The 26,499-nt window shown below is 34.6% G+C and carries 26 protein-coding genes; 12 read left to right on the top strand and 14 right to left on the bottom strand.

What is annotated here, in order from left to right; translation table 11 throughout:
* Nucleotides 1-159: 159 nt before the first annotated feature.
* The 7 genes from I9192_RS11060 (at nt 160) to I9192_RS11030 (ending at nt 8,231) form a co-directional block, all read left to right on the top strand.
* Nucleotides 160-1,269: an S-(hydroxymethyl)glutathione dehydrogenase/class III alcohol dehydrogenase gene (locus tag I9192_RS11060; protein ID WP_005028868.1), complete on the top strand. Its 1,110-nt coding sequence runs from the start codon at nt 160-162 to the stop codon at nt 1,267-1,269.
* Between the two features lie 162 nt (nt 1,270-1,431).
* The gene (locus tag I9192_RS11055) at nt 1,432-1,740 is read left to right on the top strand and encodes an I78 family peptidase inhibitor (protein WP_200150404.1); all 309 of its coding nucleotides are present in this window, start codon (nt 1,432-1,434) and stop codon (nt 1,738-1,740) included.
* Between the two features lie 1,025 nt (nt 1,741-2,765).
* Nucleotides 2,766-4,091, top strand: a complete 1,326-nt coding sequence (locus tag I9192_RS11050; protein ID WP_227567245.1) for a serine hydrolase — start codon at nt 2,766-2,768, stop codon at nt 4,089-4,091.
* A 159-nt stretch (nt 4,092-4,250) separates the two neighbouring features.
* The gene (locus I9192_RS11045; protein WP_005028857.1) at nt 4,251-5,195 is read left to right on the top strand and encodes a hypothetical protein; all 945 of its coding nucleotides are present in this window, start codon (nt 4,251-4,253) and stop codon (nt 5,193-5,195) included.
* A 38-nt stretch (nt 5,196-5,233) separates the two neighbouring features.
* On the top strand, nt 5,234-6,493 hold the full coding sequence (locus tag I9192_RS11040; RefSeq protein WP_005028856.1) for a hypothetical protein: 1,260 nt from the start codon (nt 5,234-5,236) through the stop codon (nt 6,491-6,493).
* Nucleotides 6,494-7,024: 531 nt separating this feature from the next.
* Nucleotides 7,025-7,771 carry a helix-turn-helix domain-containing protein gene (locus tag I9192_RS11035; protein ID WP_005028855.1) on the top strand — a complete coding sequence of 249 codons (747 nt, stop codon included), beginning with the start codon at nt 7,025-7,027 and terminating at the stop codon, nt 7,769-7,771.
* Nucleotides 7,772-7,802: 31 nt separating this feature from the next.
* Nucleotides 7,803-8,231 carry a VOC family protein gene (locus I9192_RS11030; RefSeq protein WP_005028854.1) on the top strand — a complete coding sequence of 143 codons (429 nt, stop codon included), beginning with the start codon at nt 7,803-7,805 and terminating at the stop codon, nt 8,229-8,231.
* A 405-nt stretch (nt 8,232-8,636) separates the two neighbouring features.
* Here the strand turns inward: I9192_RS11030 and I9192_RS11025 are convergent, their stop codons facing one another.
* Nucleotides 8,637-10,205, bottom strand: a complete 1,569-nt coding sequence (locus I9192_RS11025) for an ATP-binding cassette domain-containing protein (RefSeq protein ID WP_005028853.1) — start codon at nt 10,203-10,205, stop codon at nt 8,637-8,639.
* A gap of 331 nt (nt 10,206-10,536) precedes the next feature.
* Complete coding sequence (locus I9192_RS11020) at nt 10,537-11,742, bottom strand: amino acid aminotransferase (RefSeq protein ID WP_005028851.1); 1,206 nt, start codon at nt 11,740-11,742, stop codon at nt 10,537-10,539.
* A gap of 337 nt (nt 11,743-12,079) precedes the next feature.
* Between I9192_RS11020 and I9192_RS11015 the strand changes: the two genes are divergently transcribed.
* Both I9192_RS11015 and I9192_RS11010 read left to right on the top strand, forming a co-directional pair.
* Nucleotides 12,080-12,850, top strand: coding sequence for an alpha/beta fold hydrolase (locus I9192_RS11015; RefSeq protein WP_004830798.1), 771 nt, complete (start codon nt 12,080-12,082; stop codon nt 12,848-12,850).
* 148 nt (nt 12,851-12,998) lie between these two features.
* Nucleotides 12,999-13,949: a DMT family transporter gene (locus I9192_RS11010; protein WP_005028849.1), complete on the top strand. Its 951-nt coding sequence runs from the start codon at nt 12,999-13,001 to the stop codon at nt 13,947-13,949.
* Nucleotides 13,950-14,115: 166 nt separating this feature from the next.
* On the opposite strand, the gene I9192_RS11005 is transcribed toward I9192_RS11010, so the two are convergent.
* Together I9192_RS11005 and I9192_RS11000 are read right to left on the bottom strand one after the other, a co-directional pair.
* Entirely contained in the window at nt 14,116-14,349 is a 234-nt protein-coding gene (locus I9192_RS11005) for a DUF2171 domain-containing protein (protein WP_005028845.1), read from the bottom strand.
* A 557-nt stretch (nt 14,350-14,906) separates the two neighbouring features.
* Complete coding sequence (locus I9192_RS11000; protein WP_005028843.1) at nt 14,907-16,520, bottom strand: zinc metalloprotease; 1,614 nt, start codon at nt 16,518-16,520, stop codon at nt 14,907-14,909.
* Between the two features lie 391 nt (nt 16,521-16,911).
* Between I9192_RS11000 and I9192_RS10995 the strand changes: the two genes are divergently transcribed.
* Entirely contained in the window at nt 16,912-18,075 is a 1,164-nt protein-coding gene (locus tag I9192_RS10995) for an MFS transporter (protein ID WP_200150403.1), read from the top strand.
* A gap of 42 nt (nt 18,076-18,117) precedes the next feature.
* Here I9192_RS10995 and I9192_RS10990 read toward each other — a convergent pair whose 3' ends face one another.
* Nucleotides 18,118-18,813, bottom strand: a complete 696-nt coding sequence (locus I9192_RS10990) for an LrgB family protein (protein ID WP_009586300.1) — start codon at nt 18,811-18,813, stop codon at nt 18,118-18,120.
* Entirely contained in the window at nt 18,813-19,253 is a 441-nt protein-coding gene (locus I9192_RS10985; protein WP_004830792.1) for a CidA/LrgA family protein, read from the bottom strand. The genes I9192_RS10990 and I9192_RS10985 overlap by 1 nt, the downstream gene beginning before the upstream one ends.
* 99 nt (nt 19,254-19,352) lie before the next feature.
* Between I9192_RS10985 and I9192_RS10980 the strand changes: the two genes are divergently transcribed.
* A complete protein-coding gene (locus tag I9192_RS10980) occupies nt 19,353-20,252 on the top strand; it encodes a LysR family transcriptional regulator (protein ID WP_199959706.1) in 900 nt (299 codons plus the stop codon).
* A gap of 70 nt (nt 20,253-20,322) precedes the next feature.
* Nucleotides 20,323-20,511: a hypothetical protein gene (locus I9192_RS10975; RefSeq protein ID WP_004830790.1), complete on the top strand. Its 189-nt coding sequence runs from the start codon at nt 20,323-20,325 to the stop codon at nt 20,509-20,511.
* 581 nt (nt 20,512-21,092) lie between these two features.
* On the opposite strand, the gene I9192_RS10970 is transcribed toward I9192_RS10975, so the two are convergent.
* The 8 genes from I9192_RS10970 to I9192_RS10935 form a co-directional block, all read right to left on the bottom strand.
* Nucleotides 21,093-22,310: a zonular occludens toxin domain-containing protein gene (locus I9192_RS10970; RefSeq protein ID WP_200150392.1), complete on the bottom strand. Its 1,218-nt coding sequence runs from the start codon at nt 22,308-22,310 to the stop codon at nt 21,093-21,095.
* Complete coding sequence (locus I9192_RS10965) at nt 22,310-22,588, bottom strand: DUF2523 family protein (RefSeq protein WP_200150391.1); 279 nt, start codon at nt 22,586-22,588, stop codon at nt 22,310-22,312. The genes I9192_RS10970 and I9192_RS10965 overlap by 1 nt, the downstream gene beginning before the upstream one ends.
* Nucleotides 22,581-24,029 carry a hypothetical protein gene (locus I9192_RS10960; RefSeq protein WP_200150390.1) on the bottom strand — a complete coding sequence of 483 codons (1,449 nt, stop codon included), beginning with the start codon at nt 24,027-24,029 and terminating at the stop codon, nt 22,581-22,583. The genes I9192_RS10965 and I9192_RS10960 overlap by 8 nt, the downstream gene beginning before the upstream one ends.
* Nucleotides 24,030-24,174: 145 nt before the next feature.
* On the bottom strand, nt 24,175-24,426 hold the full coding sequence (locus tag I9192_RS10955; RefSeq protein WP_200150389.1) for a hypothetical protein: 252 nt from the start codon (nt 24,424-24,426) through the stop codon (nt 24,175-24,177).
* Between the two features lie 3 nt (nt 24,427-24,429).
* Nucleotides 24,430-24,621, bottom strand: a complete 192-nt coding sequence (locus tag I9192_RS10950) for a hypothetical protein (RefSeq protein WP_199959968.1) — start codon at nt 24,619-24,621, stop codon at nt 24,430-24,432.
* A gap of 115 nt (nt 24,622-24,736) precedes the next feature.
* Nucleotides 24,737-25,030, bottom strand: a complete 294-nt coding sequence (locus I9192_RS10945; RefSeq protein ID WP_200150388.1) for a hypothetical protein — start codon at nt 25,028-25,030, stop codon at nt 24,737-24,739.
* A 3-nt stretch (nt 25,031-25,033) separates the two neighbouring features.
* Nucleotides 25,034-26,197 carry a replication initiation factor domain-containing protein gene (locus tag I9192_RS10940; RefSeq protein WP_227567243.1) on the bottom strand — a complete coding sequence of 388 codons (1,164 nt, stop codon included), beginning with the start codon at nt 26,195-26,197 and terminating at the stop codon, nt 25,034-25,036.
* The gene (locus I9192_RS10935) at nt 26,194-26,415 is read right to left on the bottom strand and encodes a hypothetical protein (RefSeq protein WP_198261675.1); all 222 of its coding nucleotides are present in this window, start codon (nt 26,413-26,415) and stop codon (nt 26,194-26,196) included. The genes I9192_RS10940 and I9192_RS10935 overlap by 4 nt, the downstream gene beginning before the upstream one ends.
* Between the last annotated feature and the right edge of the window lie 84 nt (nt 26,416-26,499).

Below are 26,499 nucleotides of genomic sequence, written 5' to 3'. Positions count from 1 at the left end.
AGCATAATGAAGACGAAGAAGGTCTTTGAATTATTCATTTTTACAATGAGTATTTAGATTTTACTAAATCATATCATCAAGTTAATGGTTGAATCTGTAAAGTAAAAAAGGTTACTGTAGTCCAACTGTTAAAAAACCAAACCAAAAGGAAATTTAGCGATGAAATCACGTGCTGCGGTTGCATTTGGTCCAGGGCAACCTTTAAAAATAGTGGAAATAGATGTCGCTCCACCACAAAAAGGCGAAGTCTTGGTGAAAATCACGCATACTGGCGTATGTCATACAGATGCTTTTACTTTATCTGGTGATGATCCAGAAGGTATTTTTCCAGCTGTTTTAGGGCATGAAGGCGCAGGGATTGTGATTGAAGTTGGTGAAGGTGTGACTTCGGTAAAACCGGGCGATCACGTGATTCCATTATATACTGCAGAATGTGGTGAATGCTTATTCTGTAAATCTGGTAAAACTAACTTATGTACATCGGTTCGTGCGACTCAAGGTAAAGGTGTGATGCCTGATGGAACGACACGTTTTTCATATAATGGCGAGCCGATTTATCATTATATGGGATGCTCAACTTTCAGTGAATATACGGTAGTTGCAGAAGTGTCCTTAGCTAAAATCAACCCAGAGGCAAATCCTGAACAGGTTTGTTTATTGGGCTGTGGTGTAACAACAGGCATTGGCGCAGTACACAACACTGCAAAAGTGCAGCCAGGTGATTCCGTTGCTGTGTTTGGTTTAGGTGGTATTGGTCTTGCTGTTGTTCAAGGCGCTCGTCAAGCAAAAGCAGGGCGTATTATCGTGGTGGATACCAACCCTGAAAAATTCAAACTGGCTGAAGAGTTTGGTGCAACAGACTTTGTTAATCCTAAAGATTATGACAGACCTATCCAAGAGGTGATTGTTGAAATGACCGGATGGGGAGTAGACCACTCTTTTGAATGTATTGGCAATGTCAATGTTATGCGTTCTGCACTTGAGTGTGCACATCGTGGTTGGGGACAATCTGTAATTATTGGTGTTGCGGGTGCAGGTCAAGAAATTTCTACTCGCCCGTTCCAATTGGTGACTGGGCGTACATGGAAAGGTACTGCGTTTGGTGGTGTCAAAGGGCGTAGCCAATTGCCAGGTATGGTTGAAGATGCAATGAAAGGTGATATTCAACTTGCACCATTTGTCACACATACAATGGGCTTGGAAAATATCAATGAAGCATTTGATTTAATGCATGAAGGAAAATCAATTCGCACTGTAATTAACTTCTAAATGCCCAATACTGGTTTAGAATTTAAACAACCAGTAATGCATCATGTATTACTGGTTTTTATTTGCATGATAAATGTATGAGTTTTATATAAAAATATTCTAAGCTTATCATTTTTTGTTATGTTATCGCTTTAATTCAAAAAATTCAGAGTGGGTCACTTTATGAAAAATGTTGCTATTATCGGTTTGGGTATTGCAAGTTTAGCAATTTCTGCATGTTCTTCAATTCAAACCAATGCTGCGCAAGACCAATCAGCACAAAATATGCAAAGTACTTGTATTGCTGAACGTGTGACGCAATTGATTGGTCAAAATGATATGTCTGAAGCTAAAATTAAACAACTTACACAAGCCACGATAGTTCGTAAAGTTGCACCAAATCAAGGTGTAACAATGGATTATCGTGTAGAACGCGTGACGGTTACTGTTGACCCAGTGACTAAAAAAATTACCCAAGCAAGTTGTGGTTAATTTATACCTTTAAATCATTAAGTTATGGTAAAGATCGAATAAATTTTGATTTATTCGATCTTTATTTATGTGTAAAATAATAGATCTCTTTCATAGAAAAATGATCAATAGGTTCATTTTATCTATAGCTGATCATTCTCTTTTTCATGTTTAATTGTATGAAAAGGATTTAAAACAATTCATTTAAAACCGCAAACCAAACTTGATCAACTTTTATTACAAGCGATTTGGAATTTAAATCAAAAAATTACTTTTCTATGTCACCAGACTCAAATTTTTGTAACATCGAATGAGTTAGATCGAGGTGTTCTAACCCACTTAAAAACATTAAATTTCGATAAAAATAATAAAATAATTGGCATATTTAGTGGAGGTTCTGGCATACGACTACTTGTTCAAGCGCTTGATGCGACAGGCGCATTTCAAAATAGTGAGAATTTGTCAACACACCCTAAAATTGTCTGTCAAAATTTATCATAGTTGATACTGTTCCTGAATGGAAATATTATGAAATTCAAGAACTAAACATGGATGGAAATAATATTTCACTGATGACCAAAAATCAGTTATTTAGATATGATGAACAAAATAGCCAAAATATGATTGGTTTAGAAATTCCCATTAAAAAGCTGATATATCCGATAAATACCTATCATTTTATGTCTGAAATACTACAACATATTTTTATTCATTGTGCATCATTTATATCTCGCTTTAATAAATAACATAGATTTAATCTATAATTTTAAATTAATATCATGTTATAGAATAAGTGAATAATATATAAATAAAAATACTATTTATTAAAGATATTAAGATAGAATAAAAAAATATTTTATAAATTCATTTATCATACTTGATTGAAAAATTATCTTTGCTATAGTTTAATTGCATCCGCGCTGTAAAAAATTATCTTTCCTCATTCACAATTATTATTACCCATTATGAAAAGACTGATTTTAATCTTATTATTAATTATGGCTTCAACCTCAGTATTTGCACAAAATGAAAACTATAAAATGGTCATGAACAAGCTTATAAGCAACTTTAATGCCGATCAGTATGAGAAAATTTTTAATGATTTCTCTGCTGAAATGCAACAAGCGCTGCCGCTTGAAAAAACAAAACAATTTTTTTCAGGATTAAAAAACAAGGCAGGAAAAATTGAAAGTACAGTGTTTTTGAATGAGCAGCAAGGTGACTATGCACTTTATAAAACCAAGTCTGAAAAAATGGAGTTCACTGTGAAAATTTCGATCGATCATCAGAATCACATCAGTGGACTTCTTTTTAAACCGAATGAACAACAAAAAGAAACAAAAAGCGATACTGTTAACGCACTGAACACGTATCCTAAAGAGATTTCAAACATCATCTTTACCAATGCGCAAAATTTTCCGAATAATACTCAGCTTTCAATTGCAATCCTTGATAAGGATAAAGTCAAATATTATGGTGTAATTAAAACCAATAACAAGCTTCAAGAGATTGAAAATAAAAATAAAGTATTTGAAATAGGATCAATTACAAAAGTCTTTACCTCAACTGTTTTAGCTACACTGGTTGATGAAGGTCAAATTAAATTAACGGATCAAATCAATTCGTTTTATCCAGCTTTAAAATTTAGAAATAATATTCAACTGAACTTTAAAGACTTAGCCAACCATACTTCTGGCTTACCACGCTTACCTGATAATCTAGATTTATCTAATCAAAGCAATCCTTATAAAGATTATGGTAAAAGTCAGATTGAACAATATCTTCAAGATTCATTATCAATCGAAAATATAGCGCAAAAAAAATATGCTTATTCTAACTTAGGTGCAGGATTACTCGGTTATACTCTTGGACAATCACAAGGAGTTAGTTTTCAAACACTTTTACAGCAGAAAATTTTTGATCAATATCAAATGAAAAATTCATTCGTAAATTCAAATAATCTCGCTGATCAGTTGGTCAAAGGACAGAATGCCGAGGGTCAAATAATACCGAATTGGGACTTTGACGTTTTGTTTGGTGCAGGTGGAATGCTCTCAACCACAGAAGATTTAGCAAAGTTTGCTCGTGCACATTTTGACGCCAAGAATACGGCGTTAGCTTTAACACGTACACCGACTTTTGAGATCAATAAAGATTTAAAAATTGGTTTAGCTTGGCACTTATTAAAAACACCTAATGGCAAGGATGTAATTTGGCATAATGGCGGAACAGGTGGATATTCATCATCTATGGTTATCAATGTGAAAGATCAGACTGCTGTGATTGTTTTATCCAACCTTTCAGCGTTTCATGCAAAAAACAAAAATATTGATCAATTATCTTTTGAGCTCATCAATGAAAAGGACAAATGATAACATCAGATGATGTTTGTACTGGACTGTGAAAATAAATGTTTAGAAACAATCAAACATTTAGATCATCCTGTACTTGATGCGCATCATCTGTAAGGCAGTTTAGTATTTAATATAAGTTGTTATCCAAGTTGTATTTTAGCGAACTGAATTGAACTTATGAAACTAGAGCTTATTCAAAAAGATATCTTTGTCGGTCCTATACTTTCTGCAATTTGTATAGATGAATATACATCTGCATTCTTGTCGTATAGTGAAGATCACAAATATCAAATCGTCTATGTGTCTAAAGATAAATATAAAACAATAGATCTAGGCTACAGTGAGAAATATTATCAACTTGAAAACTCACCCGTTTTGTTTTGTGTAAATCATCAACTCGGCATCATTAAAGACAAAAATGAGCTGTTATTATATTCACATGAAAAAAACAGATTCGCGCCAATTAAGATAGATAAAACTGAAACGCTCCCTCAACGATTTAACTTGTATTGGAAAAACTCAATAAGTGATTGTTCTGTTTTCCCCATTTGCTTTAACAGTGATGGCATGGGGCACGATACAAGATATTTAGCACTACTGGATTTAGATGTTATAAATCATCAAGCTTACTGGAAAAGTTGGATTACATTAGAGGCACAGACATTCTCATCTCACAAAGATAAGCAGTACCCACCTAAAATTGATACAGTCATGTTACAAGATAATGAATTATATATATTTAGCGCGGGTGGGCAATTGGTATCCATAAACAAGTGGGGAATGGATTATTATGCTTTTATCAAAACTGACTTAATGGGAAAGGTTGTTGAAACTTTGATTGATAGTGGAGATCTGCATTCAATTGATCAGAAAAAGCGTGGTGTAAATGGCTTATTGAGTAGTTCACAAAAGTATTTAATGCTTACACCTGTTTTCCAAAATGACGAATGGAAAGGTAAACAAAAGATTTTTTCACTCGCCACAAACGAAATTTTAGACATCACTTTTCCTCGTGGTTTGGGCAAATATCCGCAAATTATCCAGCATTCAGGTGATATTTTTTGGGTATATTTACGCGAAGCTCAAAGTCTTGCAATGTGTAAAGAAAAGACGCCATTATGACGCAGTAATTTTTTATTGGATTTAGATGAACAGAAATAATGAAAGAAAAAGCTGAAAATTTAATAGATGATTTTAAACAACAGGGTTGGAAGACCCCAAATCTTTATGAAAGGCTTTTTGAGCTGCTTGATGATCACCAAGCAGCTTCTACTTTTTGTCTTTTATTTATGACAAATTTTGAGAAAGGAGCAACAATATTTAATGATTCGCTTAGTTATATTGAAAAAGCAGATTTTTCTAAATTGATCGTTTTATCACTTGATCGATTAAAACAGCAGCACAATGAAAATGCGGATGCAGTCATTGAATATGCCAGTTTACAGTTTCCAGAATTACTGCATCCATATTTAGACCTCATTTTTGAGTTAAAACCGAATGAATCTGCTTTTTATGCTGAATATCCTTGGAGAAATCTAGCTGCAGACGATATAAAACCTTTTATTGAGAAAATAAAAAGTCATTCCACAGCACTATTGGATCAGCAAAAACTCTATCGGTGTTTGATGGAAACACGGAACTTAGACACGCTCAATTTTGCTTATCAATTTGCAGTTAAAAATAATATTTTTGCAAGAGAGGATATAGAGGACTATTTAATTGATGATCTAGAATCTGTTGGATTTACATTTAGGCATGGAAAAATTGAAAGCTATTGTCCAAACCTAACATTTCATTTCAAATTTCCTGAACATTATTTTCATGATGATCGTCCTATCCATATCAATAAAAAACAACATCCGACTTGGCGTTTGGCATCCGACGATAAATACTTTGCATTTGGTGGATTGATTCAAGAGGATAGTCATAATCCATTTATCCATCTCATCACATTTGAGGAGATCCCAAAAGGTTTAAATATTAAAAGTTTAGAACGGCTTAAACTCGGCATGCATATTAGAGAATTAAATGAATATAGTGAAATATTCTATCAACATGACCAGTTTGGAGAGCCGACTAAAATTGGTGATACAACAGTTGTCGAGAGTTATCCTGATTTAGCGATTAAACATACTCAAATTTGCTTTTCAGAAACTCCATCTAGATGGCTATATCAAAGTTGGGGCAGTTCAAATGGTAGAGAAAACTTGTTTAGATTAGGCGGTGAACCTACATGGATTCAAAGTCCCCAAGTTTTAACTTGCCCAGTGTGCAATGAGAAAATGGATTTTCTGATGCAACTTGATACTGATCTTCCAGATATGGAAAACGGTGAAGTTTATTTTGGAAGTGGTGGAATATGTTATGTATTTTGGTGTGATCAATCACAAGTAAGCGGCTATTTAGTTCAATGTACCTAACAATAGACCTCTTGCGAAAGTAAGTTTATGGGTCATTTAGCTATATGCAATACCTTATATAGTCAAACCGCCTGATTATTCAAACAAGTGATTTGGATGATTCATTTATTTTTTACTTTTGAATCATAAACAGTCTTGCTATCACGAGGCGACATGGATGTCGCCATGTTGAGCGGGGGTATTAGGATGTACCCCTCGCTCAACGGAAGATTTTTGTTACTTTTCATCTCTGAAAAGTAAAGTATCGCCTACTCAAAACAATTTAAACTTTAGAGCTAAAGCGTGGCAATGCAAGCTTTAGATTATCAAACAATATATTGATCGCTTTAATTTTATTGATCAAGAGAAATGATATTCTACTGTATGAATTTTTCAACAGATTGACTATATAACAAAGCTCACAGCTGCTCAAATTTTGACTAACGCAAGAGATCTAATGAAAACCATAATTTATACAGTCGCCTTTCCTCTGAAGTGTAAAACTTAGTTTGTTCATTCTCTATGATTATCAAACTTTAGCGGAGTATTGAATTGAAATATCGGGAAATTGAAGCAAAAGGTTTTTTAAATCATTTTATAAAGTGCTTTTGGTATTATGATACGGAAGAAATAGACATTCAGCATACTATTTTGCCTGATGGTTATTTCGACTTAATTGCTGAGTTTAGTCACAGGAAATTAACGCTTGTTAAACTTACAGGAATATGGACCACACCAAAAGAGATAAGAATTTCAAAAAACACTCAGATTTTTGCGGTTAGATTTAAACTCCCGGCAATCGAATATGTTTTCAAAGATCAATTAAAGTCGATTTTAGACACATCCGTTAACTTAGCTTTAAACTTTTGGCAGCTTGATCAATATCATTCAGATGAATTTGAACATTTTGTTGTTCAAATATCAAAAGATTTAGAAATCTTATTTAATGATTTAAATCAAATAGACCATAGAAAATTGAAATTATTTCGCATGGTCTATGATCAAGAAGTGAAAACTGTAGCTGAAATTTCTAACCATGTTTTCTGGAGCAGTCGACAAATCAACAGATATTTTCAGACAACATTTGGGATCACACTAAAAGAATTTTTGAACATTGTACGCTGCCATACAGCATATAGGAAAATAACCAGTGATCATCTCAATCCGAATTGTGAATATTATGATCAAGCACATTTTATTAAACAAATAAAAAAATACACAGGGACTACACCGAAAGAATTAAGTAAAAACAAAAATGACCGATTTATACAATTATTTAAGGTGACATCACAATCATAATTGATCATCTTAATTTGCAGGTGAAATCAATATGAATATTCATAAAATCTCTCCAAACTTTGAAGTGTCTGATATTCAAAAAACTGTGGCTTTTTATGTCGATCACTTGGGTTTTAAATTAATCATGGCAGTTGCAGAATCTCAAGATGGAATAGATACTCGTTTTATGGACAACAAAGCTTATGTTTATGCTTTGGTACAAAGAAATCAAATCGAATTTATGTTTCAGCGTACAGACACTTTTAAAAATGATGTTATATTTTCCAAAGGGTTAAATATAGGTGCATCTGTATCATTTTATATGGAAATTGAAGGTATAGAAGCATTTTATTTAGCACTTAAAAGCAAAAATCTAGAACTTACTGAATTAAAAACAGCGTGGTATGGAATGCAAGAATTTTATTTGAAAGATCCAAATGGTTATATTCTCGGGTTCGCTGAAGCAGCTCAAAAACAATAAATGTGCAACATGGGCATGATGACAAATTCTCACTAAGTCGAAACGAATACATTTCAATTCATTGCTAGAGAATCTGTCATATCCTGCTATAGAGCGATAAACACTTTAATGTTGCTTTGAAATATTCATTTGCAGCACTAGGGTCTGTGGACATTTCATAAATGGCTTGCGTTGTAGGTTAAAATTGAGCAGGCAAGGCATGAAATGAAGAGAATAGCGAGACTATTTTTAAATTTCATAACGTAGCCTGAGATAATTTTAGCCACAACCCTTCGGGACTAGCGTGTTTTTTGGCGCTTCGTCGTTACGAACTACTCATTTAGAATGACTAAATTTCGTATTTCGCGCCTAGAATCGCCTAAAAAACACACCTAGTCGCAAACATAGACGAATTGTCCACAGACCCTATTGAAGTAGATATGCCTCATTTATTCCGCATTCTTCAACAAAGAATGCATCATGCGAAACTAAAATGACGGCACCTTTAAATTGCTCAATGGCTTGTGCAAGTAGCATTCTAGATTCAATGTCTAAGTGATTTTCAGGTTCATCCAACAAAAGTAAATCAACACCATTGGCTGCTTGACTGATGGCTAATAATGCGACTTTAAGCTTTTCCCCACCACTTAATTGCCCCAACTTGAACAAGGCTTTCTCGCGACGGATACGTAATTGTCCCAAAAGTTTTCGCCACTCAACTTCAGCAATTTGAGGGTTAAACATGGCTAAATTTTCAATCACCGTGAGATCATTATTTAACAGACTAAAGTTTTGATCCAGATATAGACAAGCACCATTAAAAAAGATTTCCTGAGTCTGATGATGAGCAATCATTTTTAACAAGGTTGATTTTCCAATACCGTTGGCACCTTTAAGCTGAATTTTTTCACCAGCACGCAATGAAAATTTGATTTTTTGTGTCGATGCATAGGGCAATCTTAAATCATTGATTCTCAATATTTCACCTTGACGCGCGCTATGCAGTTGAAATTCAAACCTTTGAGGCTTAATTTTCTCTAGTTTACTTTGTTTATCTTGTAAATCATGTTGTGAATCATCCATTTGACGAAGTTGTTGCGTGCGTAATTTTCCAAAACTTTGTCCAGCTTGCTCCTTTTTAAAGTCGAGTAGAATTTTAGCTTGAGAGTTTGAGTCACGTAGTTGGGCACCTTTACGTTGCCGTTTCTGAGCTTTCATTAAGCTTTCGTGTTGTTGTTGCTTTAACTGTTTTAATTCACGTTTATCTTGTTGAATCGACTGAGTTAAAGCATCGATCTGTTGCTGATGTTGTAGAATGTAGTCTGTATAATTTCCACGGATGTGCTGCAATCCCAATTCGGTTAATGCATAAATATGTTGAACCTGATCAAGCAATTGACGGTCATGACTGATCAGACATACACCAGCAGGATGAGCCAAAATAGACTCCATAAGCCATTGTCTAGATTGAATATCCAAATGATTACTCGGTTCATCTAACAGCAAATAATGATCTTGCTTTAAGAATAAACGACACAAAGCTAATTTGGTTTTTTGTCCTTCACTCAGTTGTTGAATTGGATAATTTAAATCCATCGGTAACTGTGTGTTATGTAAAATCTGTTGCCATTTTTGTGGCAGATCCCAAGCATTCTCAACCAAGTCATAATCTTCAAAACTGGCAGTATTTTCCTCAATCCGTTGAAATGCACGATGTAAGTGTTCAACCTCCAATCCTTGAGCAATGGTTTGTGCTTCTAAGCGTTGCAATTGTGCTAAATAGTCATGCTGGATATGCCACGTTATTTGACCGCTATACGCGAGATTTGAATATTGTTGCAAATGCAAAATCTGAAAAAGTAATGATTTACCTAGACCATTTCGTCCAATCAAAGCTGAACTTTGCCCTGAATAAAGCACCAAATTCAATTGATTAAACAAATCTTGAGTGGGGAATGCCAAACTCAGATTAGAAATAATACATGCCTGTTGCATGGGAGAACCCTCATATAGAGGATGCACAAAATAGTATGAAATAAAGCTATAAATAACAGGGTTATTCTATTTATCGTTAGTGTGGTATCAGAACCAAAAGATAAGTTTTGCCTTGAGTAAAATCTATTTTGCACATCAAAAGTTAAAAATAATGATGAGAAAATGACTTACTTCATTGGCGTTACTCTTTAGAAGATGAGTTGAGAATGTCTATTTTATAAAATTCAAACCAGATGTCAATCCATGTTTATGGATGATATTGGATAACTTAAAAAATCCCTAGCTTTTAACAACCAGGGATTTTTTTAGATTCAAACCACTCTCTATTAAATCAAGAGGTTGCCTTAATGACTTCTGCAACAGAGCTTGCCACATAGTCAATATTTTTCAAGTTTAAACCAGCAGCGCACATACGACCGCTACGAACCAAGTAAATGGCATATTGATCTTTCAAAATATCCACTTGCTCAGCAGTTAAACCTGTATAACTAAACATACCTTGTTGGGCAGTCAGATAATCAAAGTTGCGATCAGGCAGAGCAGTAGATAATTTTGCTTTTAACAGTTCGCGCATTTGAATAATACGCTCACGCATTTCTTTAAGTTCTGCATGCCATTGTTCAGTCAGCGTTGCGTCGTTCAATACATTATCGACCACTAACGCACCAGTTGTTGGTGGGCTTGAGTAAATACGACGTACAGTTGCTTTTAACTGACCTAAAACTTTTTGTGCTGTTGCTTGATCATCACATATGAATGTCAAACCACCAACACGCTCACCGTACAGTGAGAAAATTTTAGAGAATGAATTGCTGACAATAAAATTTAAACCAGATTGATCTAAAGCACGAATGGCATAAGCATCTTCTTCTAAGCCTTGCCCAAAACCTTGATAAGCAATATCAAGGAAGGGGATTAGATCACGTGCTTTTAAGACTTCAATAACACGATCCCATTCAGCAGGTGTTAAATCTGCCCCAGTTGGGTTATGGCAACATGGATGCAGTAGAACGATACCTTTGGCTGGAATTTGTTTTAAATCTTCCAACATGCCCTCAATATCAACACCATTGCTTGCAGCATCAAAGTAGCGATAGAAATGCGAATTGATTCCTGCGCCATTGAAAATTGCAATATGGTTTTCCCAAGTCGGTTGGCTGACCCAAACATCAGATTCAGGGAAATATTTTTTGAGAAAATCAGCCCCCACTTTGAGCGCACCAGAACCACCCAGTGTCTGAATAGTCACAGCACGACCATCTTTACGTGCTTGACTGTTTTCGCCTAACACTAATTTTTGGGTCGCTTCGTTATAAGACTTTGAACCGTCCATTGGTAAATAAAGCTTTACCTTATCATTGCTTGGTTCAATATTCTTCAACGCTGCTTTTACAGCATTTAACTGAGGAACAATCGTGTCCTCATTATAATAAAGACCAATACTTAAATTTACTTTATGTGTCCGTTCATCCTTACCAAAGGCTTCCATTAAAGAAAGAATTGGATCACCTGCATAAGGATCTACATGTTGAAACATGGTCTCAAGTCCTAAATCAAACGAAGATATTCGTGTTTGATAATATAGGTAATTCGAAGTCCGACTCAACAGCAGAATGAAGTTTATTTTTTATTATTTATTCAACTTTAGATGAAGTTCAGTCTTATTTGTCTATATTTACGACTGAATTTGCGATTAAAGCAGAAGCTAAGTAGAAAATAAGTAATATATGGTGGTTAATGCTAGGCACAAAATATTTTAAAATATGGCTTGCCTTTAATTCGCATTATTGTGACCTGAATGATAAAACTATTGTCCTAGATTTAGCTTCTTGTCATCATAGCGTGAAAGCAATTTTAATTTTGGAAGATTCTTAATGTTACTCAATTATCAATACGATCAAGCCCAATCTACATCGGAAAATCAACAAACACTTGTTTTGATCCATGGCTTGTTTGGTAGTTTAAGTAATTTAGGGATTATTGCACGCGCCTTTCAAGAAAAATTTAATATATTGCAACTCGATGTGCGTAACCACGGGCATTCTGAACACTCTGTAGAAATGAATTATACGCTCATGGCATCTGATGTTTTGGAAACACTCGACCATCTCAAGATTGAAACTTTTGTTGTTGTTGGGCACTCCATGGGCGGTAAAATTGCAATGAAACTGGCGGATCTTGCACAGGATCGTATGTTGAAGATGGTGGTTCTAGATATGACACCTTATGCATATCAAGAAAATCACCATGATCAAATTTTTAAAGCATTATTTGCTGTTGAAAATGCGCAATTGGAGTCTCGAAAAGAAGCCACTGAGCTTATGCGCCAATATTTAAAAGAAGAAATGGTCATTCAATTTTTATTGAAATCTTTTAATAAAGGAAAGTGGCTATTCAATGTGCACGCATTATTTAACCATTATGCTGATATTTTGGACTGGCAAAATCAGTCGGTAAATACAGTCCCAGCATTATTTATCAAAGGTGGAAATTCTCCCTATATTTCAAAACCAGAGCATTTTGATGCAATTGAATCACAATTTAGCCACAGCCAAGTTGAAATCATTCAACAGGTTGGTCATTGGTTGCATGCCGAAAAACCCGCTGAAGTAAATCAATTGATTTCTACCTTTATAGAGAAATAATCAGATAAAATTTCGAATTTCCACAGCACTTCATAAATCAATATTTTTGAATTATTGTGCTTAGCCTCATGAGTAAATGCTCATTATGTCATGATGTATTATTAGTTTTAATATTTAAAAAATACATATTTTGAATTGAACATTGCACATGCACACAAAAAAAATCGTCTGGGCGGATTTTACAATTTATTTAAAACTGACCTGTGTAGCGATGCTATGGGGTGGAACTTTTATTGCAGGGCGTGTGATTGCCTTTGAAATGTCTGCCCAAATCGCAGCGTTGATGCGTTTTATCGTTGCCTCTATTTTACTGATGATAATTTTGATAAAAGTTGAAGGGTCATTTAAAACAATAAACCTTAAACAGCATTTACTCACTGCATGTATGGGACTCACTGGGGTATTTGGCTATAATATTTTTTTCTTTGGTGCGTTATCGCATATGGAAGCAGGGCGAACCGCTTTATTTGTTAGTCTCTCCCCGATATTGACCATAATTGCAGCACGAATTCTTTTCAAAGAAAAGCTCTCGAAATTTAACTATTTGGGTGTGGTTCTCGCATTTTTTGGAACTTTACTGGTTGTGACCAAAGGTCATCTTTTTTCTCAGTTAAATACTTCTTTTGGAATGGGTGAATTAATGATGAGTTGTGCTGTACTCAGTTGGGTTGCATATACATTGCTTTGTAAAAAAATTGTGGGTTTATCACCACTGATCATTACAACCTATTCAACACTTTGGGGGCTATTTTTCTTATCTATGAGCTTTATACCGTATCTTCGACAATGGCAAAGTTTTACGTTCCATGCCAGTATTTATTTGAGTGTCCTTTATTTAGGCGCTTTAGGTACAGTGTTGGCATTCGTATGGTATGCACAAGGCATTGCAAAAATAGGTACATCCAGAACAATTATTTTTAACAATTTAGTGCCTTTATTTGCAGTACTACTGGCATTTTTACTTCTTAATGAACCAATAACAGTAGTAATGTTGGTCGGCGGCGCAATGAGTTTTATTGGTGTCTTAATGACCAATAAAAAAACCTTTAAATCGGAAAGACACACGCTGTTCGACGGGCATGTCAGAAAATCGAAATAGCATAGGATTTAATTGATATTTTCCAAATCAAAAGATATTGAATTATTATCGGAAAATAAGTTTTAAAAATGATTTGGTTTCTTCAATAGAACAGCCCTCAAAAGAGGGCTGTTCTATAATCATTAGATTCAGTTTAAATTAAAATAAAACGGGTATAGATTTTTTACTAAACCTCTATCCAAGTATCTTTTACTTCTTGAGAGTCTTTGGTCAGAATAACTTTTTGATCTTGGATTTGTCCCACCCATGAGGTTGGGATCAGATGATGGTGTCCATCTCCATGTTTGGTCAGTTTAATTTGATCTGAACCTACCAGATGATCTACCTCACCAACTTTAGTTCCGCACGCAGCGATAACATCAGCATGATTTTTAATACTCTCAACATTGATAGAAGTCATTTGATTCTTTCCTATTGAAATGTGATTTGAGTATTCACCATAGCCTAAAGATCTCAGAGAGTCTTGGAATGAAAAGGAAACACTACAAGACCATCTAAACATTTACTTAAGGCTTTAAGATTGCTACATGGTAATGTCTTGAAATAAAAAACATTGTAGTATTTAATTCTTAATAATTAATTGTTTTTATTGACTATTTTTTGTTGTTTTTAACACTTTTATCGTAGTTTTGACAAAACTAAACTTCATTTGAATTGAATCATTAAAATGGGCTTCTTATGTGAGTAAAAAAATAAATTGATAAAATAAAGTACTGATACACGACTAAAAACGACAGGCTAAGCAGGGGGCTAATTTTTTAATCTTCATGACTAAATCAATTAGATACGAGTTTAAATGTCATCACATGAACTTATAAACTTCACTTAAAAGGTTCAACATTTGGATGATACTGGTAGATAATCAAAAAAATGACTAAACTACCAGTCATAAAATAATAAACTTATCAATTCTATTGAGTATTCAATAGTTTGTACTAAATGGATTTTTTAACTCTACTAAGACGTTTTTTTAAATAGTTTAGAAGGTGTAAATAGATGTGTCTTAATTTGATCTGCTTGAATTTTTCTAAAAATGGTTTGATAGGTATTAAATTTTGAAAGACGTTTATCATCTGTATTTGAATAATCCATAACATTGTCTGTAAAACCTTGATGAAATCTCATTTCATTATCATGAAATGTATGTAATAAGCCTAATGTATGGTTTAATTCATGTGCTATCACTTCGATGTAAGGTGGGGCATCGGCAAATATAACGACAGATTTTCCCCATTCTATATCTTTTGTTCTGTAAAGAGGCTCTATTTCAGGTTCTCGTTTAAAAAGTCGAGTATCAGCCTCAAAACTTGCAGATCCTTCAAGGACTGATCCAGGCTCAATCATTGTCATAACATCTTTTTTCAGGACAGGATCATAAACCATCTGATAAATAGGCTCATATCTCATTGCGATCGGTGCAAAAAAGACATATCTATGGGATTCATACGATGAATTTATGGGTAATAATTTAAAGTTTTTTCTCTCATATAACTTCAATAATTCCGCTTTAAATTTTTCACTATTATCCTCAACTAAATAAGTGACTTCTCCCTCTGCTGTATCTTTTTTATGAAATTCATTCACTGGAACGTAGAGCTGGTCTGGATCTCCAATTTTAGTTTCATCTTCGATTTTGATTTTATCTGACCACCATTTTTGTACAAATGCCTGAACTTCTGAATCAGTTTTAGCAAGGCGATCTAAATCAAATACTTCTTTTCTAACCACATCTGCGATCATTAAACATTGGTTAAATATTCTATTTTTTAATTCCCATTCATAATTTTTCGGCTTTTCTAAAATTTTTCCATTTACTTTGACATCAACCATAATTAAGTTAATCACAAAAATTTCTTTATTCTTAGCGACTAAAAGCATACCTACATTTTGTATTTTTCCAGACTTTTTTGCTTGTACCAGAATATATTCATTTTGGCTCAATGTGTCTCCTGAACAAATAATATTAATGGCTTTTTTCTTTTTATAAGAAAAACGTCTTTGTGTTGCTAACTGTTCTGCAATTCGACCAGAGTTGATAAAATTTGCCAGAGGTTCTTCAACCATTTGAGCTTGTTGATCTTTTCCAAACGTTGAAATTTTTAGACATGAATTTGAAGATTTAAAAATTAGGATAGTGCCATCATCGGTTAAAGGACTTTTATCATCATCTGGACTTTGATGAATCTCTAAATCAAGATTGGCGCCTTGACTATTGATTTGATCGCTACCTAATGTTCCAGGACAGTTTGTTGCAAAAATGGATAGCCAAGCGGGTAGATAAAGACCTTTATTAATAAATACGCCCCTACCACCATCAAATTGATGGTTAAGCATACGTCGCACAACATTATCATAATCTTTAATTACGGTATCTTTTTTATTTTCATCAGTGTCGATAATTGTTAATGGATATATATATTCATCACGAACCCAATCAAAACCAAATTCACCATTATAATCTGCTGCAACAGGCTCCCCAATTTTATAAGGACGTCTAAAGTGTACAAAGAAATTTCTTAAGCACGTTTGGCATACACTACCTTTTTCTGGACTTGATTCGATGCGCATCATTTTTATTATGACTCCGATGATGTAAGGCTTTTTATATATTCATGTTAAACAAGATAGTAATTTAAAAAAAATTAAGTGAATAAGGTGTAAAAATTGTTTGTCATTTTGTTTTTAAGACAAACTTTAATGACCGCATTGATTCATATTTTATTCTGATATTCTCAATGGCATGGGCATTTGATTTTCTTCCAGTTTTTTATTCTATTATAGTTGTTCTCATACATACATTGAACTTTAAGCTAGCTGATTAAAGCTGAGAGAATGTTCATTAAACATCTGACTTAGGAGAATAGGCGGTTGAGAATAACGATCTACAAAAAGAATAGAATTAACTTAATTTGCCAAAACCTTATTATGCTAAGATATTGAAAATACATAGCAATCTAAGCTTATGCGCGCTTTTCCTATCCAATATAGACTGAGTGGATTTTATTTTTGGTATTATTCAATCGTCGGAACTTTTTTACCGTATTGGAGTTTATACCTTCAAGATCAAGGATTTAACTATAAAGAGATAGGCTTACTATCTTCCATTGCAATATTAACACGAATATTTGCGCCTTTTATCTGGGGATTTATTGCAGATAAAACAGGGAAGCGAATGCTTCTAGTCCGCATTGCAACATGGATGGAAGCGACAATTTGGTTTCTGATTTTTATTATTCCCAATAATATGCAATCAATTGCGTTGCTTATGCTGATCTTTAGCTTTTTTCAAAATGCAATTCTAGCACAATTCGAAGGTGTCACTTTATTTTGGCTTGGAAATAAACATACAGCAGAATATGGGAAAATAAGAAAGTGGGGGTCCATTGGATTTATTGTAGGCGTATTTAGTATAGGGGCAATACTTGACGTTATTAATGTTAAATATTTACCTATCATGCTGTTATGTATCGCATTTAGTGCTTTTATTTGGTCATTTTCAATTAAAGAGCCGAGTTCTGCTCCAAGTGCCCAAAAAATACTAGAACCTTTATTGCCGATAATTAAAAGACCTGTTGTGCTCGCATTCTTTACAATTGAATTTATTATGCTTTTTGCACAAGCACCATTTTACAGCTTTTATAGTAATTACTTAAAACTCGCTGGATTTAATACCACACAAATTGGCTTTTTGTGGGCTGTTGGCGTCATTGCTGAAATTATGATGTTTAATTACGCCAATTTTTTTCTTAGCCGCTTTTCATGGCGAAGTTTAGTGGCTTTATGTTTGGTCATGACCAGTATTCGTTTTATATTAGCGGGTCTATTTTCCGAAAGTTTCTTGCTTCAATTCATTTCGCAGAGCTTTCATGCCTTCAGCTTTGGGTTATTTCATATCATTGCAATGCGAGTCATTCTACAAAACTTTGCTGCACAGCAACAAGGCAGAGGGCAAGCTTTATATAGCACAATGTGGGGACTTGGTGTTGCTTCAGGAAGTATTCTGGCTGGGCATTATTGGGAACAATTAACAGGAGCATATATTTTTATTATTGCAGGGCTGTCAGCCTTGTTTGGATTATTGTTGATTCAATTCTTACCTAAAACTTTGCAAGCGACATCAAAGTGAATGAATCTCTTTTATAATAAAGAGAACCATTCACTTAAACTGTTAGCCAAGTAAATGTACAATGATGTTAGCCATAAAAGGTCCAACCAATACCATAAAAATACCTGCTAAAACCATAGTTAAACTTGCGATAACACCTTCATCTTTGTGACGCATATATGCTTTACTGGCACCAAATCCATGCGCTGCATTTCCTAAAGAAGCGCCTTGAGCGAAACTTGATTTAAGCTTTAAGCAACCTAAAACCAAATCTCCAATCAGCATACCTGTAACCCCAGTGATCATGGTAAATAAAATCACCAGTTCAACTGAACCTCCGATATGAGTACTCAGTTCCATGGCAAACGGTGTGGAAATTGACCGCGCCATTAAACTATAGGTGGTCGTTTGATCGAAGTTAAATAACTTGGCTAGATAAAAAGCACTGATCATTCCTGCAAGCATTCCTATGACAACACCCATCGAAATCGAAATAAGATGTGCCTTGATAATCTGGCGATATTCAAAAATTGGAATCGCAAAAGCCACCGTTGCAGGTCCAAGCATCCAGATAATCCATTGACTATCCAGCATATAGGCATCATAAGAAATATGAGTAGTCAGTAAAATCGTAATTAAAACAATGGGAACAAGTATTGCGGGTGATAAAACAAGATATGGAAACTTTTGATAAAGCCTTTTAACCAATATATAAGCAACCAATGTTAGTACAACACAAAAAATTGAAATAATGGACATTATTTATCTCCATGAACCAGTTGTGTTGTTTTAACTGTGGCTCGCTGACTGAGTTTTTTCTCTAACTTAAAGCCAAGATGAACACTATATGCAGTGAAGATCATCACGCAAATTGTGCCTAATACAACGACGACAATAAGTTGCCATCCTTCAGTCATAAACAAGTCTTTGTATCGCATCAAACCGATAAAACATGGGATAAAAAATAGGACCAATTCACCTAATATAAAATCTGAACCTGATTTGATCCAATTCAATTTAAATATACCTGTCATTAATCCAAATAAGACCATAAACAAACCAATAACAGCCGCAGAGATTGGCAAATTAAATTGTTTTTGAATTATTGAACCCATCCACCAAATCAAGATTAAAAGCCCAATTTGTAAGATGACTTTGTAAATTGATGAGAATGAATGGTGTTGAGTATGTGTAGACATTTACAGGCAGATATTTTTAAGAGATGTGTTATTTTAGTTGCAAATATTGCAACATATTATGAATAATTAAACCATAATTATGCGCATTTGGAATAATTAATGGATATCAAAAACCTTAAAATTTTTGTGGAAATCGTTCATTGTGAAAGCTTTACGCTTGCTGCTGATCGATTGTTTATGACTCAGCCAACAATTAGTAAATCAATCAAACATTTAGAAGAAGAACTCGGCACGGCATTATTTAAAAAGGGTGAAGCGGGCAGAAAAAGGGAAGTCGTACTCACCTATATTGGAGAATTAATCTATCAACATGCTTTAAATATTTTAAATGAACAAAAACTGATTTTTGATAACATTGATCAGGTTCAAGATTTAAAAAAAGGTAAATTAACCATAGGCTTGCCACCATTAGGTTCAGTTTTACTCAGTCCATTGATTGCCTTGTTTCATCAAAATTACCCAGATATTCAACTGAAATTTCTTGAGGTTGGAGCTAATGCAATTGAAGAAGCTATTGCAGCAAAAAGCATTGATGTAGGCATTTTATTGGGAAATTTAAGACCAAGTTTTGCTGCAATTCCTGTGATAGATTCGCCAATGTGTCTATTGGCTAAGAAAAGTTCACATTGGAATCAAAAAAATACTGTGAATCTAAATGAACTTAAAGAGGAAAAATTTTTACTTTATGCTGATTCATTTACTTTAAACAAAATGATTATTCAGGCTGCGAACTCCGTAGGTTTTGAACCCAAAGTTGTTTGTAAAAGCAGTCAATGGGACTTTATTACCAAGATGGTAGAATTCAATATGGGGATTGCAATTTTACCTAAAATTTACTGTGACCAGTTAGATCCGCAAAAGTTTTGCTCAGCCATACTCAATGAACCTAAATTACATTGGACACTGAGTATGGCTTGGAATATTACAGTAGCGATGAGTCCTGCAACCAAGGCATGGTTGAATATCGTTGAAATGAACCGGGAGAAAATTCATTTTTAATGGGGCATATTTTACGTTAGATTATACGACGTATTGATTTTCAATGGTTTAAACAAATTTTAGGTGTGGTATGGAATTTACATTAAAAGAATTAAATCAAATTTATTTATTTTTACTTAATCGTCCTGAAGATTCGGCTGTTAAGTTGATGAAGAAGATCGAGTCCAAATATAAGTTTTGTTGGATGTGTCAGGAGTTGGTGTTGCCTGAAAAATTTGAAGCTCATGAACAAGCGCATTTAAAGCGTTTTAGTAAATAAATAAGAACCATGTATATCAAATCTTAAATATAGATAATTTCGCATAATGTATATTATGTTAAATAGGATACCATAGGCTGTGGCTACACAACGCTATTGTTGCCACAGATCGTCAACGTGAATCCTGATAATTTTAATTCACGTTGACGACTATCCTAAGTAACATAATATTCGTTATGCAAAATCCTGCGCTATCTCAATCTATCAATGTGATGATCTAATTTTATAAATAATAATTTGAGTTGATCTATTTCATCATAATTGTCTATGTCTAATTCCCTGATCTGGTCTAAGTACTTCTCCAGTGAATCACGCATAAAAACATAATCTGATTTATGTAATACCCCAATATTTCGATTGTAAAACGTGGTTTTCCATACGTGCCTATTGTTCATTCAAAATCCGTTACTGGCATCTTATTTATGCCTTAATGACCTCATTTTTAACTTAACAGACTTCGCTAGTTAAATTAAAAATAAGATCTCAATTTAATTATTTCGACGTAAATCTATTTTTATACAAAGCCAAAATAATAGTAAAAAACTTATAAAATAAAGGAAATACAAGGATATACACCTATTTTAATTGATTGTTTTTGCTTGTAGATGAGGCTCTACAACGTTATTGGCTATTGTTGGCTGTTGTTGTGTAGGTTGTTCAATGCTTTGTACGTTAGAACCCATGACAGCATTAGTGTTACTGAAGTTGCTATTGTTATTTGCAAAATAGTTAAAAGGACGTTCGCCATTTTCTATCATATTCCTACAGTCTGATTGTGATACATCTAACTTAGTGCCTTGCTGTGTGTACGCATAATATTTGTTGCCGTTTTTCATACAACCACTAAAGACAGGTTTAGCCGTTACTTGATAAGTCTTTGATACGACTTTCTGAATATCTTCCTGATCATAAGGCTTGTTAGGATCATATTCGACATTTAAATCGCCTACAGACATTCTGTTTTCAGTTAAAGTATTGAAATATTTAATACATTCAGGCTTATCTACATTAATTCCTTTTCTGCATTCTTCTGAAGTAAGCTCTGGAGTAGTGGGCAATATTCCTAAATCATTTTTATTTTGTTTTGATTTATCTTGGCTTTTATTTTGTGTTTCACTGTTTTGCAATTGATCTACTTTAGATTTTGTATCTTTAGATAAATAAGCAAATAAACCAGCAATAATAAGACAAACAATTACCAAACCAACAATAAATGAAATTAACTTAATGTTTAAATTAAAATTACGCCCTGATGCTTTACCATCAATTGTTGATTTATATAACTTATAAAACTTTTCATCAATCGAATAAGTAAATTCATCATATGCATTGTTTTTAACTGTCTTTGTAACATTGTTATAAACCTTATCAAAACAAAAGCATTTAGTCGTTTTCTTTCCAACTGGTTCAAGCCAAAAGTACTGATTAACAAGATTACGTACATCGCTATTTACAAGTGCAGGATTAGGACTAATCATCCAAATATCCTGACGCTTGTGTCGAATCATTGTTAAACCCGCAATCTCACCGTCTCTACGATTAGAAAAGTGTTTACTAAACTTTTCATGCATCTGCACCTCATCGATAATAATTAAACTATCAGGTTCACAATCTTCCCATGAATCAGGCAATAGCGTAACGCCTTCGGCAAGTTCCGCATGAGCACGTATATTTGAATAAATGTATTGATACTTTCCACTTCTCTTTGCTTCTTCTTCAACCTGTTTGACATATAAATATGACTTGCCAGCACCGATCTGACCGCAAGTTAATCTAAATTGACCGCCTGCAATACTCATTATTTTTTCCTTATTGCTAATTTTCCAGAATTAAGTGTTAATAAAAAAATACCTACAGATATAAATGTACTTAGCACGTGATCAACTCCAAAAATACCCATCAAATTCAACATATCAGCAGGTAATGAATAAACAGAATTAATCATTGAATTAAATGCAGTTCTTATTGCTACAAGTATTCCTAAATAGCTAACTAGACCAAGACCAGCACCCATTAATGCTTTTTGAATAATGTTCTTTGAAAGCCAACCGCCAATAAGAACTAATAATTTACCCATTACCATTCCTTATACCGATTAATAAATAAATAAGCCCACCTAAGTAACCTAAGCCAATTACAAAAGGTCGAGCTTGAGTTCCGAAAGTACAAATAAAGGTAAGATCAGCTTGAAAATTAATTTCACCTAAAATACCAAGTGGCAAACTTACCTGATGAGCAGAAAAAGGACATGATGCCCCAAAAATGACATAGTTTTGACGTGCATAATCAGTAATATTTTGTTCTTCAACTTCAAGAGTTTGATCTTCTAATTGTGGTTCTTCTTTCATCCAATCATCTGTTTTTTTCCAATCATCATACCAGTCGCAAACCACATGAGCCCAATCGCAGAATACTGGGAACGTTGTAGTTGATTCCCCAGTAGGATTTCCGTCTTCATCTTTTTTCGGTTCTGTTGTTGCCTGTGAACCATCATCATTCCAAACTCGATCATTTGAACTATCTTTTTCGTCTTTGAGAACATTTGTATAACGAGGATCACCGTAGGGTGCAGGTTTACCGTCAGATGTGGGGGTTGCATGTTTTGCACGATCTAATAAATCATTATTCGGTTCATTTCCAACACCGCTAGGGTCAGCTTCATAAGCTTCTCTAACTGATGTGTAATCACCAGTATTTATATTTTTATTATAAGTATCATCAACTGGGTCGTTATAACCCTCTCCAAGCATTGCTGATCCGAGCTGATGAGCAGTTATTGGAATAGTCTCATACTCAGGTTTAGCATCAGGCTTGTAATTTGGATTAAGTTTTGCGTTCAAGCCATATGTATCATCGTATGTTGGCGTTTTATTTGGATGAAAATAATAAGTTACAGCACAAACATAATTAGGAAATGTTGTTGAGCCAATGGTAGAAATGGGTTTTTTAGGATCAACAATAGCAGTATTTTTAGTATAAACACGACCTGAATCACCACCAAGAGTTCGATCTGAATCACATGCAATTTGTGGAGATGATGAACATTTACCCGTATTCGATGTACCACAATATAAAACGGGTGAAGTATCATCTTTTGAACTTTCTTTTTCTTTTTTCTTGACTAAAGTACCATCCTCCATTACCCATCCGATACCCTCCAATAACCCTGTAATAGCGACTGTTCCTAGTATTGAAGGTACAGAACCTTTTCCTACTGCTTTTATTCGCTTCATCATTGATTGACCAAGCTTTATTGGGTTTAATTTTTGTTCTACTACAGCAGTTCTAGCTACAGTTTGTTTTTGACCTGCTTCATTAACGATATCTGCAATTGTTCTGACTGTACCAGTTGCACTTTTACGAGTTTTATTAATCTCAATACCCATGTTATTAATTTTATTGCGTAAATCATCAATTCTTTTAATAGCTTGATCGATTTGATTACCTGATGCATATAAATAAGCGGGTGCTAGAGCTACTATCAAAGAGAGTAAAAAAACATTAATGCGATGAATCATTTCAATCCCCTGAAAGCACTATCCAAAAAGCTGCCATCGCAACAATAATGAAATAAACTGTCATTCTTTAATCCTCGCTATAAAAAAAGGTGGGGTGCGGTGCGTACAGTTGTGCGCTCCTCCCCACCTTTTTTACGCATATTAATTAGCGAAGCATTGCTAATGCTTTTTTGATACCCCAAGCTGCATAAGTCGGTAATGCTTTTAATGTACCTGATGCCATCAAGCCACCGATAATTGCAACACCAGCTAAACCTGTTGTTAAGTCAATTGTCGTATCTCCCTCAGCTGCAAAAGCCGTAGCAGTAGAGACAAGTACAACACCAGTTGTCATTGCGATGCGTTTTGCTGTTTGAACAGCTTTAGAAGCATTTGCATTTTTAATTTGAACTTCCATAGTTCACTCCTCTTTGGACGTATGTCCGATTAAGTTTAGGGTGGTACGAATCCCCGAAGCCACGTACCAAGTCAAAGCCGTAGCTGACAACAACGCAGCAACTTTTAACGGTTCCAAGTTGTTTAATTCGTCGAGCCAAGACTGTTGATGCAGTACAACAACACAATAGTTAATGCCCTGTATCACAGTAGTCATCGAGCAATCATCTATTAGCATTGTTGTTTATCCTTTTTGATCACATTTATTCTTGTGATCTTCTATTTGTCCTAAATGCCAGTAAGTACCGCAGTACGGGCAAGCCATTGGAAAATTATGATTTAGGTGGAAGAATGACATTTGTAAGCACCTGCTTAGTAGTACGACCAGTTGAAACAAGGTCTAACTCTAAAGTGACTTCAAAAGGGAATTTACGACCTTGTAATTGAACAAGATTGCGTGAATCCTGCCATTTAAATTCTGCAACACCTTGACCAACTGCATTACCTTGAGAGGTATCCATTGGAATAATTCCAAAAAGAGTTACATGGTCATAATGTCGACCATCCTCAGATTTCCAATCCGTTGATTTTGCGCCAACTAAAGTTACTTTCATTTGTTGTGACATGTTTTACATCCTCATTGCTGTCATTAAGACGTGATCCAACCGCTTTGGATAAGCAAAAGGGTCAGAGTGTGAAATTAAATTGATAAGTTCTTCAGGTTCAAAAACTTGTTTGAAAAAATTGATATATCTGCCGTACTGTTTTTTTATTGTTGCAAGTGCAGCACTGGCATTAATCTGTGCAGTTTTAACCATCACTTCGATGCGTTCAGGTTGAATATCTTCAGCTAGGAATTCGAAACATGGGTATGCACCAGTAAAGTACTCAGATGGTGATAGGAGCATGTCAAAAGGTAGAACTTGATCACGTGATTTAAATTCGATTTCAGCACGTTGCCAGTTGTCGTTAGGGTCTCCCTCTGCCCTGCCTTTTTCGTATAATCTCAAGTACTTACCTGATTCACGACTTCCGATATTGAGTGTACGTCCACGACCATTGGGACGTTTCCAATTTCCTTTATGTTCTACGTTTGGCGCACGGTTTCCGTTTTGAAATCCGCCCATACCATCCATCATATTTCCCCAATCAACATTGATTTTTGTGCCATCAAAGTCATCATGAGCAATATCAACTCGGGTTAATTTTCCACGTGTAGAAACAGTTGTTAGAAATGTATAGAGACGCTTTTCCCATCCCTCTTTTGCCATGGAACATCCACGACCTGAAAGCATGACTAAATAAGTATTACGTTGACCACCTACACAGATAAATCCGCATTTGTCACCGATTTCAAAGGAACTTTGATACATGTTTTTTTTGCCTTTATCGGCAAAAGTAATGTTTAAGCCGAATATGTGCTCGATGTGTTTATCTATCTCAATCGCCATTTGAAAATTGAGTTCAATAGGGTCAATGATTTGGTCATCTTTGAGGGCATTAACATACTTATGGTTTAAGGTTGCACAGCTATCCGTAAAATTTACCCAATCAATAACAGCGATTTCATTGTCAGCAGGCAAACGACACGGAACTTGTTTAGCACCTCGTGAAGTCATAACCATGTGTAGATAAGGTGCAGGGTTTAAACGTTGAAAAGGCAAAGGCAGATCAGCATCTTTCAAATGTGAGTGCATGGACTCGAATTCCGTTACCCCCATCTTATTAATGGGGGTCTCTAAAAATCCCATTCCCCACGAGCAAACTTGCGGTATTGATTGTTTTTTGATCATTCTTCTATCCCCATTTCACGCATATTGTCGTTTTCTTCTTTTACTGAATCGCAATATTCCGCTACAACCGCAGACTTATAGCCCCACTCCTGCATGACCATCTCAATGTGAAAGAGACACTTTTCTGATTCGAATGCTGGATTGCCACCGATGATTAATTGACATGCCCTGTCAAAAATTATTTTAGAAACGATCTCAAAAGCCTGTTCTTTTTCCATTGCAACAACATCACACGCAACAATTTGACAGAAATATAACAGAATTGCGTGCAACACTGCAACGTGTGACACAATAATGATGTT

It is taken from the genome of Acinetobacter bereziniae (assembly GCF_016576965.1).
GTDB lineage: Bacteria > Pseudomonadota > Gammaproteobacteria > Pseudomonadales > Moraxellaceae > Acinetobacter > Acinetobacter bereziniae.
This window is presented reverse-complemented; position numbering and strand designations above follow the sequence as displayed.

Coding starts and splice junctions, on each gene's coding strand:
- I9192_RS10945 (WP_200150388.1), bottom strand. CDS start 25,030: ATGTCACAACAAATGAAAGTAACTTTAGTTGGCGCAAAATCAACGGAT.
- I9192_RS10970 (WP_200150392.1), bottom strand. CDS start 22,310: ATGAGTATTGCAGGCGGTCAATTTAGATTAACTTGCGGTCAGATCGGT.
- I9192_RS10960 (WP_200150390.1), bottom strand. CDS start 24,029: ATGATTCATCGCATTAATGTTTTTTTACTCTCTTTGATAGTAGCTCTA.
- I9192_RS11050 (WP_227567245.1), top strand. CDS start 2,766: ATGAACAAGCTTATAAGCAACTTTAATGCCGATCAGTATGAGAAAATT.
- I9192_RS11060 (WP_005028868.1), top strand. CDS start 160: ATGAAATCACGTGCTGCGGTTGCATTTGGTCCAGGGCAACCTTTAAAA.
- I9192_RS10935 (WP_198261675.1), bottom strand. CDS start 26,415: ATGGAAAAAGAACAGGCTTTTGAGATCGTTTCTAAAATAATTTTTGAC.
- I9192_RS11015 (WP_004830798.1), top strand. CDS start 12,080: ATGTTACTCAATTATCAATACGATCAAGCCCAATCTACATCGGAAAAT.
- I9192_RS11005 (WP_005028845.1), bottom strand. CDS start 14,349: ATGACTTCTATCAATGTTGAGAGTATTAAAAATCATGCTGATGTTATC.
- I9192_RS11055 (WP_200150404.1), top strand. CDS start 1,432: ATGAAAAATGTTGCTATTATCGGTTTGGGTATTGCAAGTTTAGCAATT.
- I9192_RS11040 (WP_005028856.1), top strand. CDS start 5,234: ATGAAAGAAAAAGCTGAAAATTTAATAGATGATTTTAAACAACAGGGT.
- I9192_RS10990 (WP_009586300.1), bottom strand. CDS start 18,813: ATGTCCATTATTTCAATTTTTTGTGTTGTACTAACATTGGTTGCTTAT.
- I9192_RS11020 (WP_005028851.1), bottom strand. CDS start 11,742: ATGTTTCAACATGTAGATCCTTATGCAGGTGATCCAATTCTTTCTTTA.
- I9192_RS11030 (WP_005028854.1), top strand. CDS start 7,803: ATGAATATTCATAAAATCTCTCCAAACTTTGAAGTGTCTGATATTCAA.
- I9192_RS10950 (WP_199959968.1), bottom strand. CDS start 24,621: ATGACTACTGTGATACAGGGCATTAACTATTGTGTTGTTGTACTGCAT.
- I9192_RS10940 (WP_227567243.1), bottom strand. CDS start 26,197: ATGATCAAAAAACAATCAATACCGCAAGTTTGCTCGTGGGGAATGGGA.
- I9192_RS10975 (WP_004830790.1), top strand. CDS start 20,323: ATGGAATTTACATTAAAAGAATTAAATCAAATTTATTTATTTTTACTT.
- I9192_RS11000 (WP_005028843.1), bottom strand. CDS start 16,520: ATGATGCGCATCGAATCAAGTCCAGAAAAAGGTAGTGTATGCCAAACG.
- I9192_RS11025 (WP_005028853.1), bottom strand. CDS start 10,205: ATGCAACAGGCATGTATTATTTCTAATCTGAGTTTGGCATTCCCCACT.
- I9192_RS10965 (WP_200150391.1), bottom strand. CDS start 22,588: ATGGGTAAATTATTAGTTCTTATTGGCGGTTGGCTTTCAAAGAACATT.
- I9192_RS10980 (WP_199959706.1), top strand. CDS start 19,353: ATGGATATCAAAAACCTTAAAATTTTTGTGGAAATCGTTCATTGTGAA.
- I9192_RS11045 (WP_005028857.1), top strand. CDS start 4,251: ATGAAACTAGAGCTTATTCAAAAAGATATCTTTGTCGGTCCTATACTT.
- I9192_RS10985 (WP_004830792.1), bottom strand. CDS start 19,253: ATGTCTACACATACTCAACACCATTCATTCTCATCAATTTACAAAGTC.
- I9192_RS10955 (WP_200150389.1), bottom strand. CDS start 24,426: ATGGAAGTTCAAATTAAAAATGCAAATGCTTCTAAAGCTGTTCAAACA.
- I9192_RS10995 (WP_200150403.1), top strand. CDS start 16,912: ATGCGCGCTTTTCCTATCCAATATAGACTGAGTGGATTTTATTTTTGG.
- I9192_RS11010 (WP_005028849.1), top strand. CDS start 12,999: ATGCACACAAAAAAAATCGTCTGGGCGGATTTTACAATTTATTTAAAA.